The sequence below is a fragment of the Tenacibaculum ovolyticum DSM 18103 genome (assembly GCF_000430545.1).
GTDB classification, from domain to species: domain Bacteria; phylum Bacteroidota; class Bacteroidia; order Flavobacteriales; family Flavobacteriaceae; genus Polaribacter; species Polaribacter ovolyticus.
This window is the reverse complement of sequence record NZ_KE387163.1, coordinates 606,695-627,684: the sequence shown is the minus strand read 5'-3', so window position 1 is coordinate 627,684 and position 20,990 is coordinate 606,695. Positions and strand designations below refer to the sequence as shown.

At 27.3% G+C, this 20,990-nt stretch carries 19 protein-coding genes; 12 read left to right on the top strand and 7 right to left on the bottom strand.

All coding sequences use genetic code 11. From position 1 onward, the window contains the following. Positions 1-123 precede the first annotated feature (123 nt). The 11 genes from H518_RS0112930 (at position 124) to H518_RS0112880 (ending at position 10,750) form a co-directional block, all read left to right on the top strand. Positions 124-1,314, top strand: a complete 1,191-nt coding sequence (locus tag H518_RS0112930) for an N-acetylmuramoyl-L-alanine amidase family protein (protein ID WP_028889453.1) — start codon at positions 124-126, stop codon at positions 1,312-1,314. A gap of 65 nt (positions 1,315-1,379) precedes the next feature. After that, positions 1,380-2,345, top strand: a complete 966-nt coding sequence (locus tag H518_RS0112925; protein WP_028889452.1) for an MlaD family protein — start codon at positions 1,380-1,382, stop codon at positions 2,343-2,345. Between the two features lie 43 nt (positions 2,346-2,388). Beyond that, a complete protein-coding gene (locus H518_RS0112920) occupies positions 2,389-3,705 on the top strand; it encodes a (Fe-S)-binding protein (protein ID WP_028889451.1) in 1,317 nt (438 codons plus the stop codon). A 59-nt stretch (positions 3,706-3,764) separates the two neighbouring features. Then, positions 3,765-4,544 (top strand): (Fe-S)-binding protein, encoded by a 780-nt coding sequence (locus H518_RS0112915; protein WP_028889450.1) that lies wholly within the window; start codon positions 3,765-3,767, stop codon positions 4,542-4,544. A gap of 16 nt (positions 4,545-4,560) precedes the next feature. Further along, the gene (locus H518_RS0112910; protein ID WP_028889449.1) at positions 4,561-5,136 is read left to right on the top strand and encodes a hypothetical protein; all 576 of its coding nucleotides are present in this window, start codon (positions 4,561-4,563) and stop codon (positions 5,134-5,136) included. An 87-nt stretch (positions 5,137-5,223) separates the two neighbouring features. Next, positions 5,224-6,138, top strand: a complete 915-nt coding sequence (gene menA, locus H518_RS0112905; protein ID WP_028889448.1) for a 1,4-dihydroxy-2-naphthoate octaprenyltransferase — start codon at positions 5,224-5,226, stop codon at positions 6,136-6,138. A gap of 21 nt (positions 6,139-6,159) precedes the next feature. Then, the gene (locus tag H518_RS0112900; protein ID WP_028889447.1) at positions 6,160-6,957 is read left to right on the top strand and encodes a DUF4349 domain-containing protein; all 798 of its coding nucleotides are present in this window, start codon (positions 6,160-6,162) and stop codon (positions 6,955-6,957) included. A gap of 25 nt (positions 6,958-6,982) precedes the next feature. Further along, a complete protein-coding gene (locus H518_RS0112895; RefSeq protein WP_028889446.1) occupies positions 6,983-7,495 on the top strand; it encodes an SRPBCC family protein in 513 nt (170 codons plus the stop codon). A 101-nt stretch (positions 7,496-7,596) separates the two neighbouring features. Continuing rightward, complete coding sequence (locus H518_RS0112890) at positions 7,597-8,637, top strand: o-succinylbenzoate synthase (RefSeq protein WP_028889445.1); 1,041 nt, start codon at positions 7,597-7,599, stop codon at positions 8,635-8,637. Positions 8,638-8,686: 49 nt separating this feature from the next. Further along, positions 8,687-9,619 (top strand): CPBP family intramembrane glutamic endopeptidase, encoded by a 933-nt coding sequence (locus H518_RS0112885; RefSeq protein ID WP_028889444.1) that lies wholly within the window; start codon positions 8,687-8,689, stop codon positions 9,617-9,619. Positions 9,620-9,691: 72 nt separating this feature from the next. After that, positions 9,692-10,750: an AMP-binding protein gene (locus H518_RS0112880; RefSeq protein WP_028889443.1), complete on the top strand. Its 1,059-nt coding sequence runs from the start codon at positions 9,692-9,694 to the stop codon at positions 10,748-10,750. A 97-nt stretch (positions 10,751-10,847) separates the two neighbouring features. Here H518_RS0112880 and H518_RS19830 read toward each other — a convergent pair whose 3' ends face one another. From H518_RS19830 to H518_RS0112855, 5 genes are all read right to left on the bottom strand, one after another. Then, complete coding sequence (locus tag H518_RS19830) at positions 10,848-11,720, bottom strand: sterol desaturase family protein (protein ID WP_043706906.1); 873 nt, start codon at positions 11,718-11,720, stop codon at positions 10,848-10,850. 27 nt (positions 11,721-11,747) lie between these two features. Next, complete coding sequence (locus tag H518_RS0112870) at positions 11,748-12,152, bottom strand: hypothetical protein (protein ID WP_028889442.1); 405 nt, start codon at positions 12,150-12,152, stop codon at positions 11,748-11,750. 115 nt (positions 12,153-12,267) lie between these two features. Next, positions 12,268-13,401, bottom strand: a complete 1,134-nt coding sequence (locus H518_RS0112865) for a helix-turn-helix domain-containing protein (protein ID WP_028889441.1) — start codon at positions 13,399-13,401, stop codon at positions 12,268-12,270. A gap of 103 nt (positions 13,402-13,504) precedes the next feature. Next, the gene (locus H518_RS0112860; protein ID WP_028889440.1) at positions 13,505-14,047 is read right to left on the bottom strand and encodes a porin family protein; all 543 of its coding nucleotides are present in this window, start codon (positions 14,045-14,047) and stop codon (positions 13,505-13,507) included. A gap of 445 nt (positions 14,048-14,492) precedes the next feature. Further along, on the bottom strand, positions 14,493-14,828 hold the full coding sequence (locus H518_RS0112855; RefSeq protein WP_028889439.1) for a zinc-ribbon domain-containing protein: 336 nt from the start codon (positions 14,826-14,828) through the stop codon (positions 14,493-14,495). A gap of 169 nt (positions 14,829-14,997) precedes the next feature. Here H518_RS0112855 and H518_RS0112850 point away from each other — a divergent pair, with 169 nt between their 5' ends. Then, positions 14,998-18,342: a VIT domain-containing protein gene (locus H518_RS0112850; RefSeq protein WP_028889438.1), complete on the top strand. Its 3,345-nt coding sequence runs from the start codon at positions 14,998-15,000 to the stop codon at positions 18,340-18,342. 513 nt (positions 18,343-18,855) lie between these two features. Here H518_RS0112850 and ric read toward each other — a convergent pair. Together ric and H518_RS0112840 are read right to left on the bottom strand one after the other, a co-directional pair. Then, positions 18,856-19,572 carry an iron-sulfur cluster repair di-iron protein gene (ric, locus tag H518_RS0112845; protein ID WP_028889437.1) on the bottom strand — a complete coding sequence of 239 codons (717 nt, stop codon included), beginning with the start codon at positions 19,570-19,572 and terminating at the stop codon, positions 18,856-18,858. Positions 19,573-19,576: 4 nt separating this feature from the next. Continuing rightward, on the bottom strand, positions 19,577-20,812 hold the full coding sequence (locus H518_RS0112840) for an alginate export family protein (protein WP_043706905.1): 1,236 nt from the start codon (positions 20,810-20,812) through the stop codon (positions 19,577-19,579). Positions 20,813-20,990 lie beyond the last annotated feature (178 nt).

The window sequence follows — 20,990 nt, the reverse complement described above, 5'->3', positions numbered from 1 at the left end:
TTATAAATACTATTTTTGTGTTAAATTAAAAACTTTGGCGTACTATTTGAATGCCTTAAAGTAAAATTCAAAAATAGTTAAATTTTATTGATGGAATTCTTAAAATTAAGTAAATATAATCTTGTGAAAATATTTTTTTTATTTTTAACCTCAATCTTCTTTTTGTTGGGGTTTTCAACTACAGTTTCTGCGCAAAAAAAATATACTGTTGTCTTAGATGCTGGTCACGGAGGTAAAGATAGTGGCGCTTCTAGAGGTAATTATAAAGAAAAGAAAATAGCATTACAAGTAGTGTTAGATTTGGGTAAAGAGTTGTTAACAGCTAAAGATATAAAGGTAATTTATACTCGAAAAACTGATAATTTTATTGAATTACATAATAGAGCTAAAATTGCAAATACAAAAAAAGCAGACTTATTTGTATCAATACATTGTAATGCGAATAACTCAAGTAAACCACATGGAGCAGAAACTTATGTGCTCGGTTTAAACGGAAATAAAGAAAACCTTGAGATTTCTAGAAAAGAAAACGCGGTAATTTTATTAGAAGATAATTATAAACAAAATTATGATTATGATCCTAATTCACCTGAGTCATTAATAGGTTTGTCTGTTTTACAAGAAGAGAATTTAGATCTAAGTTTAGGGTTTGGTGGTTTAGTACAAACAAACTTTAAGAGCTTAAAGCGTTATAATCGTAAAGTAAAACAAGCTAATTTTTTAGTGTTAAGAGAAACCGTAATGCCAAGTGTATTAATTGAATTAGGTTTTTTATCAAATAAAACAGAGGGAAAGTTTTTAAACTCAAGAACAGGACAAATTAGAATGGCTAAGGCTATTGCGAAAGCGATAAAAAAGTATATAAATAGATTAAAGTTAAATAAGGTTCAAGATAATTACATAGCAAAAACAGAAAAGAAAAGAACACCTCTTAAAGTAGTTGTAAAACCAAAGAAAAATACCGTTGTAAAGAAAAAGAATACAACGAAGAAGGTTGTTGCAAAGAAAGTTGTAAAAAAGCCAGTAGAAAAAGTTGTTGCTAAAAAAATAGCATCAGGAATACGATTTAAAGTACAAATAGCAGCTTCAAGAAAATACATAAAAGAAGCTAGTTATAATTTTAAAGGTTTAAAAAATGTAGAGTTAATGTTTATAGATAATTATTATAAATATTATTACGGTAGTACGGCTGTTTATACAGAAATTAAAAAAGTATTGATAGAAGCAAAAAAAGTTGGTTATAAAGATGCTTGGGTAGTTGCTTTTAAAGATGATCAAAAAATTTCGATAAAGGAAGCCCTTAAAAACCTTTAATTTAGAGAAATTCTATATTTATACTCACAAAATTATTAGTATTTTCGTGCTATAATTTTTCTATGATGTCAAAAGAACTTAAAACAGGTATAGTTGCTGTAGTAATTATAGCTTTATTTATTTGGGGATATAACTTTTTAAAAGGTCAAGATTTGTTCAACGGAAGTAGTAGACATTTCTTTGTTGAATATAAAAATATTAATGGATTAAACGAAGCTAGTTTAGTAACAATAAACGGTTTAAAGGTAGGAAAGGTAGATAATATATCTTTCAATTCAACAGCTGAGAAAAAAGGACTTTTATTAGTTAAGATTTCTTTAGAAAATGAATTTAATTTTTCTAAAAATAGTATTGCTAAAATTTATTCAGCCAGTTTAATGGGAGGGCAAAATTTAGCGATAGTTCCGAAATATGATGGGGAAGTTGCTGTTTCTGGTGATTATTTACAAGGAGAAGTAGAATCAGATCTTTTTTCTTCAGTAGGAGAAAAATTAAACCCTATTCAATCAAAACTACAAAATGTATTGGTAGGAGCCGATTCTCTGTTATTAGGAATAAATCAGGTACTAGATGAAAAATCACGTAGAAGCTTAAATAGAAGTATTCTAGGTTTAGAAGGTACCATTTATGGAGTTAGAAAAACACTAACATCAGTAAATAAATTATTAGTTGACAATAAAGGTAATTTAGATTCGACTTTTAAAAATGCTAAAAAAATAACAGATAATTTCTCTAAAGTATCTGATGATTTAGCAAAATCTAATATAGGCGCAACAGTTAAAAAACTAGAAAATACATTAACAAATGTAAATGGTTTAATAGCTAATATTAAGTCAGGTAAAGGAACTTTGGGTAAGTTAATGACAGACGAAAAAATGTATACAAACTTAACCAATGCCTCTAAAGAAATGGAAGAGTTGTTACGAGAAATGAAGTTAAATCCAAAACGATTTGTTCATTTTTCATTATTTGGAAAGAAAGCAAAACCATTTAATGATAAAAATAGTACCAAAAATGTAAGTACTAAGTAAGCTTACATATTAATCTTAAAATAAACTTAATAATTAAAGAACGATGGAGAAAATTTTACCAAACATCTTTTTTGCAATCATTTTAATCGCAGGTCTTGGGTACTTTGTAATGAATGTTCGAAAATTAGTGAGAAACATTAAACTAGGAAAAGACGTCGATAGGACTGATAGAAAACCTGAGCGTTGGAAAAATATGGCTAAAATAGCCTTAGGCCAATATAAAATGGTTCGTCGCCCTGTTTCTGGTATTTTACATATAGTCGTATATGTAGGATTTATTTTGATTAATATCGAAATGCTAGAAATTGTTATAGATGGTTTATTTGGTACACATCGTGTTTTTCAACCAATAATAGGAGATACTATTTATGGTTTTTTAATCGGAAATTTTGAAGTTTTGGCTGCTTTAGTTTTTGTAGCAGTTGTTATTTTTTGGTTTAGAAGAAATATTGAAAAGGTAAAGCGTTTTTGGAGTAAAGAAATGACTGGATGGCCTAAGAATGATGGAAACATTATTTTATATTTCGAAATGGTACTAATGTCATTATTTTTAATAATGAATGCTACTGACGTTAACTTTCAAAAGGCAGGAGTAGGTAATGTAGTTTCTCAATTTATAGCACCTTGGTTTCAAAGTTTTTCACATGAAGAACTACACATAATAGAAAAAGCATCTTGGTGGGTACATATAATAGGTATTTTAATTTTCTTAAATTATTTATATTACTCTAAACATTTACATATTTTGTTAGCATTTCCAAATACATTTTTTGCTAATTTAAAACCAAAAGGACAGTTTAATAACTTAGAGGCGGTTACTAAAGAAGTGAAAATGATGATGGATCCAAGTGCCGATCCATATGCAATGCCAGAAGAAGGAGCAGAAGAAGAAGAACCAGCAAAATTTGGAGCATCTGATGTTACCGATTTAAATTGGGTACAGTTAATGAACGCGTATACATGTACCGAATGTGGGCGTTGTACATCATCATGTCCTGCAAATTTAACAGGAAAAGAGTTGTCTCCTCGTAAAATTATGATGGATACCCGTGATCGTATAGAAGAAGTAGGAAAAAATATAGATGCAAACAACGGTACTTTTAAAGATGATGGAAAGCAGCTATTAAACGATTATATTTCACCAGAAGAATTATGGGCATGTACAAGTTGTAATGCATGTGTACAGGAATGTCCTATAGGTATTGATCCTTTATCTATTATTATGGAAATGCGTCGTTATTTGGTAATGGAAGAATCTGCAGCACCACAAGAATTAAATGCAATGATGACCAATATTGAAAACAACGGAGCGCCTTGGCAGTATAGTCAACAAGATAGATTAAACTGGAAAGACGAATAAAACTGTTTTTCAAACCAAAAGAATAAAAAAGAAGCATATCAATTAAAAAATATAAAATTATGAACGTACCAACAATGGCAGATATGATGGCTCAAGGAAAACAACCAGAAGTGTTGTTTTGGGTAGGAGCAGCAGGAAGTTATGATGATAGAGCCAAAAAAATAACCAAATCGTTTGTGAAAATATTAAACATGGCAGGTGTTGATTTTGCTGTGTTAGGAACCGAAGAAAGCTCAACAGGTGATGCAGCTAAGCGTTCAGGAAACGAATTTTTGTTTCAAATGCAAGCAATGATGAATATTGAAGTTTTAAACGGATATGAAATAAAAACAATTGTTACTTGTGATCCACATTCATTTAATACTCTAAAAAATGAATACCCAGAATTAGGAGGGAAATATGAAGTATATCATCATACACAATTTATTAGTAAATTAATAAGTGAAGGTCGTTTATCAATAGAAGACACTAATTTAAAAGGAAAAAGAGTAACATACCATGATCCATGTTATTTAGGTCGTGCAAATGATGTATATGAAAGTCCGAGAGACTTAATTCGTCGTTTAGGAGTAAAAATGACAGAGATGAAACGTCATAAATCTACAGCATTATGTTGTGGAGCAGGAGGAGCACAAATGTTTAAAGACGCTGAAAAAGGAACAAAAGAAATTAATGTTTTACGAACAGAAGATGCTTTAGAAACAAACCCACAAATTATAGCAACTGGGTGTCCGTACTGTAATACAATGATGACAGACGGAATAAAGTTTAAGCTCAAAGAAGATCAAGTTGTTGTAAAAGATATTGCGGAGTTAATTGCAGAGGCAAATAATTTATAGCTTAAAAAATATAAAGATGCCTTTAATAGATAATGATGAATTTCTTGAAATGTGTAATGAATTAGACAGGTTAAAAGAAAATGAAAAAGATTTAAAAAAAGGATATATAGATTTAAAGTTAGAAAATACTAAAATTAACAACCATAATAAAAAAAGAAGCATAATTATGCTTCTTTTGATAACAACTTTTTTATTACTATTAGCATATTTATATAACAAGCATATTAAATATACAGCTGTTAATAAACAAAAATATAAGTTAGAAAACTTATTAAACAATACAAGTAAAGAAGTAGTAAAAGAAGAATTTTTAACGACAGATAAAGTTTTTTTTGCTGTTCAAATAGAAAGCCTTAAAGATTATAATATAACAGAAGAAAACGCTATAAAACCAGGTAAAATAAGAAAACTATCTAGTGATGCTGAAATTAATTCAAATGCATATGTTGCTGGAGAGTTTTATACCTATAATAAAGCTAAAACACTTAGAGATAAAATTAAAAAAATAGGTGTAAATGATGTATCAGTAATCGCTTTACATGAAGGAAAAAAAATATCATTAAGAAACGCTTTAAAATTATTAGAAAACTAAGATACTTTAAGTATACATAAATGTAAAAGGAAAGGTTTTAATCTTTCCTTTTGTGTTTTAATTATTTAAAAATATTATTTACAATAAATGAAAAACTACATAAAAGCAGCACGTTTACGAACTTTACCACTATCAATATCAGGAATTATTGTTGGAAGTACATTAGGTTTTAATAACGTAATGTATGCTGATAGTACAAAGACATTATTTGAAACACCAATTTTCTGGTTAGCTATCTTAACAACTATAGGGTTTCAAGTATTGTCAAACTTTGCAAATGATTATGGCGATGGTATAAAAGGTACTGATGATAATAGAGAAGGAGAAGCACGAATGGTCTCATCAGGTGCTATTACTCCAAAACAAATGAAAATGGCAATGATAATTACAGGTGCTATAACTTTAGTCGTAGCACTATTACTTATTTATGTTTCTTTCGGAAAAGATAATTTTTTATATTCAGTAATTTTCTTTGGGCTAGGAGTTACATCTATTGTTGCAGCAATTAAATATACAGTAGGTAAATCAGCTTATGGTTACAGCGGGTTCGGAGATGTATTTGTATTCGTGTTCTTTGGATTATTAGCCGTAGTTGGTACTTATTTTTTATATACCAAAAATTTAAATTTTATTATTTTCTTACCAGCAATAACAGTTGGGTTATTAAGTACCGCAGTACTTAACTTAAATAACATGAGAGATAGAGTAAATGATGCAAAAGTTAATAAAAATACATTAGTAGTTAAAATTGGAGCCAAGTTTGCTAAGTATTACCACTACGCTTTAATACTAGCTTCCTTTTTGTTTGCAGTAGCATATGTTATCATTACATTTCATTCACCAATGCAGTTTTTATTTATAATAGCTTATTTACCAATATTAAAACACCTAATATTTGTTTATAAAAATAAAGAAGAAGTACTATTAGACGGTGAATTAAAAAAAGTAGCATTAAGTACCTTTTTGTTTGCAATACTTTTTGGTATAGGGAACATTTTGTAAATTCCCAATAAAATAAAAAACATGAAAAATTTATTAAAAATTGCGCTAGTATTTTTACTTTTTATAAGCTGTAGTAACGAAGGGAAAGTAACACATAGTAATTTTGGAACAGAAGAATTAATAGAAAATTTTATTGAACCTACAAATAAAAAAAATATAACCGAAGTAGTAGAACGAAAGCTTATAAAAAAAGGAACGATCTCTTTTGAAACAGATAGTTTAGTAAAAACCAGAAAGCACATACTAAAAGTAACAAAAATATACAAAGGATATATTTCTGAAGACAGTGAAAACAAATCTTACAATAAAATAAATACAAACATTACTGTAAGAATACCTATTAATAAATTCGATCAATTTTTAGCAGACGTATCATCAAAAGTAAAAAATTTTGATAGTAAAAACATTACAACAAGCGATGTAACTGAACAGTTTTTAGATGTGCAATCACGTTTAAAAGTAAAGAAAAAACTAGAAGAACGTTATACTCAATTATTATCGAAAACAAAATCGGTAAAAGAAATTTTAGAAGTAGAAAGAGAATTAAGTACTGTTAGATCAGAAGTAGAATCAATCGAAGGACGTTTAAAGTATTTACAAAATCAAACATCATTTTCAACACTTCACATCCATTTTTACAAAAAAGAGATAAGCAAGTCACCAACCAGAAGTTTTGGAAATAAATTAGGGAATGCATTTTTAAATGGAGTAGATAATATTAAAGATTTCTTTTTAGGATTAGTAAATATTTGGCCATTTATCCTTTTAGGTATTGGTGCATTTATTTTTGTAAAAAGAAGACTTAAAAAAAAGAAATAAATATATTTAATTTTATAGAATAAAAATGAAAGCAGTAAAAATAGTTTTAGGAATTGTAACCGCATTGGTACTGGTATTTCTTTTAACAGGAGTAATTGTTACAGAAGTTAAGTATACCGCTGAAATAGAAATAAACAAACCTATAAACGAGGTTTTTAAAAATTTCGAAAATGTTGACTTCATGAAAAAATGGTTGCCAGAAGTTAAATCGATAGAACCAATTGAAGAAAAAGTGGGAGTAGTAGGTAGTACTTATACAATGACTGTTATTAACCAAGGACAAGAAATGAAAATGGTTGAAAAAATAACAGCATATATACCTAATGAAAAAATGACATTTCAGTTTGATTCTGACCAAATGACTAAAATTGATGACTATAATTTTATAGCAAATGGTAATAAAACAAAAATGATACAAAATTGCAGTGTAAACAGCAAATCATATATAACAGCATGCTTATTTCCTTACTTTAAAGGAACTTTTAAAAACTTAAGTTTAAGTTATATGAAACGATTTAAAGAAGAAGTAGAAAAATAAACATTTTGGCGTTCGAGCGGGCTTTACATTACAATCTTTTGTTCGTACCTCACAAAAGGATTTTCATTGCAATCCCTAACGCAAACCAACAATAATCAACGATGATAAAAGCAACCTATCATAAACATCTTCTTAAATTTAAGCAAGCAAGCGGAACATCTCGCGGAATTTTAAGAACTAAAGAAACTTGGTTTATAAAACTATCAAAAGATAACAAGCAAGGTTTTGGAGAATGCGGATTGTTTAGAGGTTTGAGTATTGATGATACACCAAATTACGAAGAAAAACTAAAATGGGTTTGTAAAAATATTAATCAAGGGTTAGAAATATTATTGTTAGAAACTACTCACTTTCCGTCTATTCAATTCGGATTAGAGCAAGCTTTTTTATCTTTACAAGCAGATAATCCGTTCGAGCTATTTCCTTCAGACTTTACAAAGGGAAAACAAAATATTCCGATTAACGGATTAATTTGGATGGGAGATAAGTCTTTTATGCAGCAGCAAATAAAAGATAAGCTAGCACAAGGTTTTTCAACGATTAAAATGAAAATTGGAGCAATAGATTTTGATACAGAAATAAATCTATTAAAATCTATTAGAAATCAGTTTTCCGCAGAAGAAATAACCTTACGAGTAGATGCAAACGGAGGATTTACACCAAACGATGCCTTAGAAAAGTTAAAACGATTGTCTGAATTAGAAATACACTCAATCGAACAACCTATAAAACAAGGGCAATGGCAAGAAATGGCAAGTTTGTGTGAAAAAACACCACTACCAATAGCTTTAGATGAAGAGTTGATAGGTGTTTTTACATCCGAAGAAAAAGAAAAGTGTATTCAAACAATTAAACCCCAGTATATTATTTTAAAACCAAGCTTAGTTGGTGGTTTTAAAGGGAGTAAAGAGTGGATTTCAATAGCAAAAAATTACAAAGCAGATAATTGGATAACATCAGCATTAGAAAGCAATGTAGGATTAAATGCAATAGCACAATTTACACACATATTAAATAATCCTTTGCCGCAAGGGTTAGGAACAGGAGGTTTATTTACTAATAATTTTAGTAGTCCGTTAGAAGTCTCAAATGGTAGTTTGGGCTATAATAAACAAAAAGAGTGGGAGTTTAATTTAGATTAACATGATTTTGAATTTCTTTAAGAATCTTATCATACATTATAAATAACATATGAATTTTATACAACAAGCATATAAAGGAAGAAATAGTTGGCCGTATTATTTGGGAGGTATTTTGGTAGTCATATTCGGTTGGCAATTTGTAGGAATAATTCCTTTAACAGTTACAGCAGCATTACACTCATCAGATATTGGAGAGTTTACTCGTGCAGCTAATGATAGCTTTATGGGGTTAGGAATAAATAAAAACTTATTCTTGTTCGTAATGATACTAATGTTTGCTGTTGGATTACTTTTTTTATTTTTAACAATAAAATATATTCATAAAAGAGCTATAAAAACATTGATAACAAGTAGAGCTGTTATTGATTGGAAACGATTTTGGTTTGGGTTTATAACTTTCGGAATCGTAGCCTTAATAGTAACATTTTTAGGTATATTCTTATCACCAGAAAATTATACGTGGAATTTTAAACCCGTTCCGTTTTTTACCTTAGTAGCAATTTCATTTTTATTTTTACCATTGCAAACAAGTTTCGAAGAATTACTGTTTAGAGGATATTTTATGCAAGGGTTAGGAACTTGGTTTAAAAACAGGTGGGTACCATTAATTATAACATCAGTAGCATTTGGTTTATTGCATGGAGCAAATCCAGAAGTTGAAAAATTAGGATATATTTCTATGGTATTTTATATAGGAACAGGATTCTTTTTTGGTATTGCAACTTTAATGGATGAAGGAACAGAGTTAGCTTTAGGCTTACATGCAGTAAATAACATTATAGCGGCATTTTTAGTAACTACAAATTGGACTGTTTTTCAAACAGATGCATTGTTTATAGATATTTCAGAACCATCGGTAGAAGTAGAAATGTTTTCTTTAGTATTTGTAATTTATCCACTAATGTTGTTTTTATTTTCTAAAAAATATGGCTGGAAAAACTGGAAAGAAAAGTTATTTGGCAGCATAGAAAAACCAGCCTAAGGGTTATTATGAGATCTAAGAATGAAGTGGTTTTTAATTAGTTAATTACTTTATTTTATTTAAAATCGGAGAATGAAAAATCAGATTCATAAAAATTTTAACTTAAACGGAAAATCATTTTTATCAGAAGATGAGTTAATTGATTTTTCTAAAACTATTTCAAACTCTGTAGTTACTTTTTTAACTGATTGGTTTAATGATAATGATTTTGTAATTGTGCAAACCTCAGGATCTACCGGAAAACCCAAACCAATTGCTTTAAAAAAAGAGTTTATGAAAAACTCTGCTTTAGCTACTGGAGCATTTTTTAATTTAAAAGAAAATACAACAGCGTTGTTGTGCTTATCTACCGATTATATTGCAGGTAAAATGATGTTAGTTCGTGCATTAACTTTAGGTTGGCAGTTAGATATTATAACAACAGAAGCAAGCCCTTTAAAAGAAGTAAAGAAGCAATATGATTTTTCGGCAATGGTTCCGTTACAATTACGAAACTCACTAAACGAATTACATAGAGTAAATAAATTGATTGTTGGTGGAGGCGTAGTGTCTAACGATTTAATTGATGCTATTCAAAATATTTCAACAAAAGTATTTGCAACTTATGGTATGACTGAGACCATTACTCATATCGCTGTAAAAAAATTAAATAATTTTACGTCATTAAAAGGAGAAACGAAACAGCAATCTTTTTATGAAACCTTACCTAATGTGAAAATTGATGTAGATGCTAGAAGTTGTTTAATTATTGAAGCACCAAAAGTATCATCAGAAATAATTAGTACGAATGATGTAGTTAAAATAATTTCTGAGACTAAATTTGAATGGTTAGGTCGTTATGATAACGTAATAAACTCTGGAGGAGTGAAACTGCATCCTGAAAAAATAGAAGAAAAATTATCACAAATAATAACAAAGCGTTTTTTTGTTATCGGTGTTCCTGATACTATTTTAGGAGAAAAATTAATTTTAATTGTAGAAGGAACAAAGGGAACAATTGATTATAGCTTACTTAGTAATTTAACTAAATATGAAATTCCAAAAAAGATTTATTTTTTAGATAAATTTATAGAAACAGCAACAAAAAAAATACAACGAAAAAAAACATTAAAACTTTTATCTATATTTTAAAATCCCCGCACCTTTGAAGCGGGGGAGTCTATTTGCAACGCACATAATTAGATATTCTGTTTTTTACTAAATTATAGGAGGTTAAAACTTAAAAATATTAAGTTTTGTCTTTAAAATAATCAGGCTTCCAAATCAGATTTCCAAAAATAATTTTTAATTTATCTTTTTTAGTTCTACAGATTTTAACATCTTTCCAAATATTTTTGTACTCAATAAAATTTATCATTATTGGATTATTTGTTTTGATATTCTTCGTAAGTCCATACACAACTTTTTCTTCCTCTCTTTGAAAAGTTCCAAATAATTTATCCCAAATAATTAAAAACCCACCATAATTTTTATCTAGATATTTATTATTAGAACCATGATGCACACGGTGTACAGAAGGAGTATTAAATATTTCATCTAACCAACCCAATTTACCAATACGTTCGGTATGAATCCATGTTTGAAATTGTGCTACTAAAATTAAACTTACAATAGCCTGAAAAGGAGAAAAACCAATTAATATCATTGGAATTAAGAAAATCCATTCAAAAAGGCCTTCAACAATACTAAGCCTAAAAGATACTGTTAAATTATAATCTTCTGATGAATGATGTACACTATGGCTTGCCCACAAAATACGATGTTCGTGTTCTAAACGATGCATCCAATAATAAGTAAAATCAGCTACAAAAAATGCAATTATCCATGTAAAAACATTCATAGGGATGTTTAGTGGAGTTATCCAATGAAATAACATTAAACAAATAACACCTACCGAACCTATAATTGTTTTTTCTAGTAGTTGGTTTATTAAAAAAATAATAAAGTTTGCTCCAGAATCTTTCCATCGTCGTTCTTTAGATGAAAAAAAATCAAGTAAAACTTCCAAAATTATCAATCCTAGATTAAATAAAAAAAAGTAAACTACAAATGTCATTATTTCAGAGGCTTCGAAAAGAGATATTAGTTTTGAGAAACTCATAATGGGTATATATTTAATATGAATAATTTATTTTAAACGTTTCCATATTTCTGTATCTGAATACCCCAAAACGGAATAACTAACATTTAAAGTGTTTTCGTTTTTAAGAAGTAGATTGGCTTTAAATTCATAATCTAAACCATTATCATTATATATATAGATTGCTTTTCCATTTCCGTTATTTAAAGTTATATTTTTCATAACTAAAGATTCATATTTACCTTTTTTTCCGTTATCATCTTTAATAAATACGGAATAACATTTTAGTTTTTCTTTCACATATTTAAATTGATATGTAATATAAACGTTCTCATTATTATCTTTATAATTAGTTTCCCATTTACCTGTTAGTACGTCATTAGTTTGAGCTTTAAGTACTGTTGTTGCTATTAGTAGTACTAAAATTGTTACTGTTTTTTTTATTGTGTTCATTTTAAATTGTTGTTAATTTAACAACACAAAAGTATTGGGAGGATTTTTAAAAAGTGCGTTTCCCTATAATACCAAACATAAAAGAAAGTCTTATTATAACGGCAAAAGACAAATTTTAGATAGAATTATGTGCCTTTTTAAACGCTGTGGGGGTTAGTGAAGTGTTTTTTTTAAATGCTGAATAAAATGCAGCTTTACTATTAAAACCTACATCTAAAGAAATTGCAAAAATGGTATCTGGTTTTGGTTGAAGCAGCTTTTTTTTCGCTTCTTCAATTCTAAAACTATTAATAAAATCAGGAAAACTCATTTGAGCGTTTTGATTTATAGCTTGAGAAATATGATGAATTGATTTTCCTGTTTTTTCTGATAATATATTCAGTTTTAGATCAAACTCTAAATACAATTTTTCATTTTTCACTAAATAATTAATTTCATTAAAAAGCTCTGAAGAATCTATTAATGATGATTTGGTATATTTATTTTTAGTAGCTTTTGGTAAATCTTCAAAATTACCAGTAAAAGCAAATACAGGAAAGTGCATAATAGAAAAAGTAAAAACGAAAAAGAAAATAGAAATAAGCAATGTTTCAAATTTCATATAAGCAACATAGCTTTCAAATACTTTTGGATTGTTTATTCTAAAGCTTCCTACAATTTCACTTATAAAAGTGCCTAATTGCAATAATACAAATGCAATTAGTACTAATTTTATCCATTTATATTTAAATACCTCACTTTCATTTAAATCTACAATAAAAGGTGATTTGTATAGCCTTAAAAACGCTAGTGCAAATAACAAAATATTAATAAAGCTTGTTGTAATATATTCTAATTCTAACCATTCATTATAATTAGATTTAGATACAAACTCCATGAATTCTTGTAATGAATTATATTCAAAAAGGGGAAAAAAGAAAGCCCAACGAAAAATGGTATACCCAACAACAATTAAGATTCCCTTTTTTTGATTGACTGTTGTGTTTGTAAATAAAACAACGAAATAATAGAGAAGAAAACCTAATAAGTGAGTAAATAAATATGAGACACCAAAATAAGATGTATTGCCTTTATTATTTATTATAATGTAGTAATCGAATGCAGTAAATGTATAGATTAAAACAATCATTGCTAAAACGATTCTAATCTTTTTATTTTTTCCTAAACCTGATTTTTTAAATAAAATAAAAATCAATAATAAAAAGCCTATTATTTGGCTTAATAAAGGTGTGATGTCTAATACATTCATCTAACAAAAATAGTATTTTGATAATAATAAATCAGGAAAAAAAGCAACCTTAAATACGTTACTTTTCCCCCTGTAAATCCTTAGATGTGATTCTAATTAATTATTAAAATCTATAAGATAACAAAAATTGAAATACTTTATTTTTATGCTTACCTGGTGCTTTTGTGATATCTTTTAAACCTAAGTTATAACGCGCTCCAATACCAATAGTTTTACTTATTTGATAGTTAAGTCCGATTACTGCTGATAAATCTAGTTTTTTGTAATTACTCTTAGCTAGAGTTCCTCCAGATTTACTTAATAAATAACCTACTTGCGGACCAGCTTCAATACTAATTTTGTTAATTAGAGAGAACTTTGCTAAAACAGGCATATTTATATAATTTAATTTTAACTTGTTTGAGCCAAATTTAGCGCCTTGTTTAGAGTAAAGTAATTCTGGTTGAATAGAAAATTTATCTGACATTTTAAACTCAGCAAAAACGCCTATAGCCATTCCAAGTTTATTTTTACCATTATTAATTTTTGATAAATTTACTCCACCTTTTATCCCAAAAATAGTAGTATTATCTGATTGCGCATTAATCGTAGTATTTCCTATAAATAGTAGTGATAATACTAAGACTCCTTTTTTTAATAAATTCATAGTTCTTTGTTTTAAACTGTTTTTACTTTTTTTCATTTTTAATAATTCTAATTGTTTATTTAAAAATTGAATCCTCATTCAAAATTCTAAAGCAAACTTATGTTAGTAAAAAAGCAAAACGGTATTTCCCTATAATATCAGACTAAAAAAGGTGTCTTGATTTGTAATGTGAAACGGTGTTTAATTTTAATGTATTGATTATTAGTTTTTAAGTTTTATTAGAAGTAGCGTTAGTAAAAGGGGTGATGAAGTATAAACTATTATAATTAGCTTGTACTTTTGGTAGAAATAGAAGAAAAACTATCACTATCTAAATTTTAAGTACCAATAAAATTTATCTTTCGTCTGAGTTTATAGAGATTGAAACAAAAAATCCAATGTTTTTACATTGGATTTAATAAGATATATGTTGGTACTGAATATGTACTTTAAAAATTAGTGATGTTTATCTAAATAAACCAATTGAAAATACATAAAGCATAAACAAACCAATAATTATTAAACCAGACCAATAAGTAACAGGTGTTTTAACACTTTCATGAAACTCATTAAATCTATTGCGTAATTGAGGGTTCATTTCTTGAGGTTCTAGAGTAGATTTACAATTTTGACATTCAGAAAAACCCTTTTTAGATAAAGGAAAAACGGGTATCCAATATATATAGGCATATTTACCATAAATACTCATAGTATGTGTTTCTGATTGTTGGCATCTATCACATTTAATAGCATTTATATTTTTACTTTTTAAGTGTGAACCTTTTGTCCCGTAAATAATCATAGTTAACTTTTTTAATTTAAGTAAATATATTAAATATTATTAGAAAAGGAAATCCAATAAAACTTATACTAATTAGATAAGTTGGTTTACGTGTTTAAAAGTAGTGTTTACTCATTTACTATTTTATTAGCTGTTAATAGCGCTTACTTTTATAGTAAAATCAATAATTATGAAAACTAAACTAATTTACCTACTATTATTATTTGCGTTAAGTTCTTTTTCACAAGAAATACCTATTATAAATGTTGGAAAAAAAACAATTTCAATAAAAAAATTAAAAGTTAAGGTTTCTGTAGTTGGAGATATTGCAATTACAACTTATGACATGGAATTCTACAATCCTAAAAATAGAATTTTAGAAGGTGAACTTTCTTTTCCTTTAGGAGAAAATCAATCAGTAACTCGTTTTGCATTAGATATAAATGGTAATTTAAGAGAGGCTGTTGTTGTTGAAAAAGAAAAAGCTAGAGTTGCTTTTGAAAGTACGGTTAGAAAAAGAATTGATCCTGCTTTATTAGAGCAAACAAAAGGAAATAATTATAAAGCAAGAATTTATCCAATACCAGCAAGAGGATATAAAAGAGTAGTGGTAGCTTTTAAACAAAAACTAGTATTAAATAATGAGTCTTATTATTATAAATTGCCTTTTAATTTTAAAAATAAATTAGAAGAATTTTCACTTTCATTTGATATTTTTAATCAAAACAACAAACCTGTTTTTACTAAAGGTATGATAAAAGAATTTTTATATGATAGTAAAAATGAAAGGTATTATGCTAGAATAAATAAAAGAAAAACAAGCGTTATAAAACCAGTTTTAATTAAAATACCCTTAAATGTTAATAAGGAGAAAGTCTTAGTAAATGAAAACTGCTTTTATTTTAATAAACAATTAAATATAAAAGAAAGAAAGGTTACTTTAAAAAGGGATATTACTATTTTTTGGGATATATCATTATCACAAAAAAATAAAAAGAGAGACACAGAAATAGCTTTCTTGAATGCTTATTTTAATAAAGTAAAAAATTGTAAAGTAAACTTGGTGCTTTTTAGCACAAAAATTAAATCTAAAAAGGAATACCATGTAAAAAATGGAAATTGGGCTCTTTTAAAAGATAAAATAGAAACTATTATTTATGACGGAGCTTCTTCATTTGCTTTTTTTAAGAAATATAAAGACAGCTCTAAATTAGGTTTGTTATTTACAGATGGGTTAAATACATTAAGTAATTCTAGTATATATTTAAATAATAAAACACATATAATTAATAGTTCAGTATCTGCAAATCATGTTATTTTAAAAAATACAGCAACTGCTTCAGGTGGAAAATATATTAATCTTCAACAAATATCAATAACGAATGCTGTTGATAAAATTTCAAAAAAGCAACTTCAATTTTTAGGAACTAATTTTTTAGAAGAAGAGCTAGAGGTTTACCCGAAAAAGGGAAGTGTAGTAACAACTAATTTTTCAATTACAGGAAAAGGAAATTATGTAAAAAAGAAAATTAAACTTTACTTCGGATTTGGAAATGATACCATTAAAACAGTTTCATTTTTTGTTAAGAGAAATAAAATAGATATTCCTATTGTTACAAAAATATGGGCTCAAAAAAAATTAGAAAACTTAATAATAAATTCTACAGAAAATAAAGATGAAATTATTAAACTAAGTAAAAAATATCAAATAATAAGCCCATTTACTTCAATGTTAATTTTAGATCGTGTTGAAGATTATGTAACTCATAATATTGAGCCCCCAAAAGAATTAAGAAGTAAGTATGATGAATTAATTGCGAAGAAAATTAATAATAAAAAAGAAAGACTTGAAAGATTAAGAAAGAACTTGTTTGATAATTATAAAGATTTTTTTGGCTGGTATAATAAAGATTATACAGGCATTGATATTGATAAAAGTAAAAGATTAAAAAAAGATTCAATTGTAAGAAATATTCAAAGAGAAGTATCAGAAGTTATACCTGATACAATCATAGATAATAATGAGTTTTTTATTTCAGGAATAGTAGCAGATGATAGTGGTGCTTTGCCAGGTGTTACAATAACGGTAAAAGGTACTACAAATGGAGTTGAAACAGATTTTGATGGGAAATATAAAATAAAAGTAAAAAAGACTGATGTGTTAACCTTTTCATTTGTAGGGATGAGAACAGTAGAGAAGGTAATGAATGATAATACAAATGTTAATGTGTTAATGGAAAATGACAACATTTTGGACGAAATAGTTGTTACAGCATTCGGGGTTGCTAAAGAAGTTAGAACTTTAAATGCTGCAGTATCTGTTGTTAGTTCAGAAAATATTTCTAGTACTTTACAAAAAAAAGTAGCAGGGGTTAAAATAAGAGGGGCAAGTTCAGTTTCAGCTTCTAATCCTTTATTTGTAGTTGATGGTAGCGTAGTAAGTAAAAACCCTAATTTAAAACCAAATGAGATTCAATCTATTTATACTTTAACAAAAAAACAAGGGGAAAGTATTTATGGTAGTAAAGCTAAAAATGGCATTGTAGTTATTGTAACTAAAAACGGATTTGATAATGATTTAAAGGAAATTAAAGATTTTGAAAATTTGATAAAAGAAAAGGTAGAATTAAAAGGTTGGAACCCTGATACTCCTTATTTAAAAGTATTAAAAGAAATTAAAGACAATAAGTTAGCTTATTTAAAATATATAGAATTAAGAGAGAAATATGGTAAATCTCCGTCTTTTTATGTTGATGTAGCCGACTTTTTTAAAAGTAGAAAAGCAGAAGAATTAGCAATTCAAATTTTAACAAATGTTGCAGAAATAGATTTAGATAATTACGAATTGTTAAAAGCATTGGCTTATAAGTTTGAAGAGTATAAATTATATAAATATGCTGTATATATTTATAAAGAAATTTTAAAGTTAAGACCAGAAGACATACAATCTTATAGAGATTTAGCATTGGTTTATGAATATGTAGGTAAATATCAAGAATCTGTAGATTTATTATATAAAATTGTTAATGGAGAATTATTAGAGAAAGATGAAAATAGAAGATTTTCAGGTATTGAGGTAATTGCATTAAATGAATTAAATAGAATTATTTCTCTTTATAATAACCAATTAACAATTTCTCATATAGATAAAAGTTACATAAATGATACGAAAACGAGCATTAGAGTTTTAATAGATTGGAATCATAACGATACTGATATAGATTTATGGGTTACTGATCCAAATGGAGAAAAATGCTATTATAGTCACAAAAAAACTAAAATAGGAGGTTTAATGTCTAATGATATGACCCAAGGTTTTGGTCCAGAGCAATTTGTTTTAAAGAAAACAATTAAAGGTTCTTATAAAATTAATGTTAAGTATTATGCAAGTGGTCAGCAAAAAATATCAGGGCCTACATTTTTAAAAATAACTACATTTAAAAACTACGGATATAAGAATGAACAAAAAAGTACACAACTTGTTAGGTTAGTAAAGGCTGATGATGTTTTAGATATTGGTAAGTTAATTTTTTAAAAATACGATATCATTAAATAATATATTCATAAAAGAAAAGAAAGGAACCATTATGGTTCCTTTCTTGAAATTAAGTCCCCCGACATAATCAATATAAAAAAAATATATTATTGCAATAGTTGTGCCAATTTATAAAGCAAAAAAAAAGAAAGCTTCCGAAGAAGCAATCTTAGTGTAATTACTTGAAGGTTTTCTAAAAGATAGAATTAATTACAATAAATATAACAGCTTAGTTTTTGTTTACCCTCAAAAAAAAAATAAAAAAGTGTTAAATAAGAAAATTATAGTTTTAAGTTAATAAACATACTCATAGTACTATTATATTTTTTAGAAAGTTAATGTAATATTACAGGGGAGAAGAGGGGGATATTTAAGGTTATTTAGTTTATATTTTAAAATACTTAATACAAAAAACCTTAAAAGCAATTAAGGGTAGTGTGTTACGCTTAATTGCTTTTAAGGTTAAATTAAAAAAATATTTTAGAATCTTCTCTTTACCGTTTAAAAAATAAATTACATTAATTTTTTTTCTAAAGCAATAGCTTTCGGGTGAAGTATATTGTTTTCTAAATGAATGTGTTGATGTAAGTCTTTTTCAAACTCATCTAATTTAGCATATAAAGCTTTAAATGTATTACATGCTTCTTTAGGAGGAGTATAGTTATTTGTTAATTCTGCGATGTTTTTAAAAAGATCACCAGCATTTTCATGCTCATGCTCCATCATTTGTATAGGGTTTTTCACTGTCCCAAATGGTGCAATAACATTTTTTTTCTCAGTTTTTTTTGCATCTACTAATTTCTTAATAAAAGGAAATAATATTTGCTCTTCCTTTTGCATGTGAGAAATTAATTCATTTGCAACTGTATGAAAAAGTTCATTTACTTTTACAACTTCTGTATAATGATTACCATGAACTTTGGCAACTTTGTTAGCGTACTCAGAAATTAAGGGTAAGCTTTCTTTTACGTAAGTATGATGTACATTTTCAATATAAATCATTAAGAAATCTAATTCCCATTTATTGTAGTCTTCTATAACATCTTTAACAGCATCTACTTTTAAAAGTTCATTTTCTAAAACTTTTGAATCAACATTATTTTTAGCGCAGGCTTCTTTTACCGAAATAGCTCCTCCACAACAAAAATCGATACCATGTTTTTTAAATATATGTGCAGTTTTAATATTTTCGGTAACATAATCTGCTACAGTTTTTTCTTTTATTTTCATCTGTTTATTTTTTTGATGAAAATAAAGTTGGTTTAATGGTAACCATTACCCATCCCCAGTTATTTGTGTTATTATCAGTATTCATTTTTAAAGCTTCCATTCCTTTTGAAGCTAACATTTGAGAATATCCTGCTTTAACTCCTATTTCCTTGGTAAACTTATATCCATAAACTAAATCTATTTCTGTACCCAATTGTTTAGAAACAGAAGCATTAATATCAGCTGCTGCAGAAAAACTATGCACAAATGCAGTTAAACTAGATTTTGAATTTAATTTAAAATTAGCTTTAGCATAGATATCTAATAAACCAACATTATTAGCATGGTTGCCTACATAGAAATAATCCATGAAACCATTAAATTTGTGGTTTGTACCATAAAAAGGGGTAAAAGCATTGTTTTTACTAGTCGTATTATTATAATCATTACCACTTTGTAACTCAACACCTAAACCAATTTTTGTTTTATCCGTTAGCTTATAATTAGCTTCTAATCCTAATAAATAAGCACTTAAATCATTATTAGCAATATCGTTTCCAAATTGATAATATAAATTTGCTGCTAGATTTAAATTATTCTTTTTTGCTTTTAAATGAGTACCTACTGTTTGGCTGTATTTAATGCCATCAGAAGACTGTAATCCATTATTTAAGAATAAAAAACTACCAGAGAAATTATTCCAATCTTTATGTAGCCAAGCATATTGTAAGGATTTATATGTTCTTGGAGTAGTTAAATTTGTTCCTATTAAGTTTTCTTTAGATTGGTTAAAAGCTAAACCAACATCTAATTTAAAGCTACCTTTTTTGTACTTGATTAATGCCATATCATGACTACGTGCTTGTTGTGCCCAACCTACATTACCAAAAATTCTACTATCATCATAAACAACTTCTTGACGACCTAATTTTAAAGAAAAATTAGTATCTAAAAGTACTTCAGCCCAAGCTTGGTGTAAACTTAAACCATTATTATCGGCACTATTTAATTGAGGTACGTCTCCCCAAACTCTAACATCTTGTACACTTACATAGAAGTTTAATTTATTAATTGATTGTGTAAAGTTTAATCGAGTTCTTTGTGAGGTAAATAAGGCAGCACTAGCGTTATCAGGAAATAAAGTTTTAAAACCATGTCTATATTCTGCACGTGGTCGTATTTCTGCATCAATTTTAAATTGAGAATATGCTAATGATGTCATTAGAATTAATATTATACTAAAAATTTTATTTATTTTCATAATCTTCTATTTTAGAATTTATTAGCAAATTTCTGTATATATATATCTTTAAAGTATGATAAAAATCATGATTTAAATATTGTTATAATAAAAGAAAATTAAAGAATTGAAAATATAGTATATAAAAAGGAGTTGATAATGTAATTGAAAAGATGAAGTATATAAATAATAAAAGAGA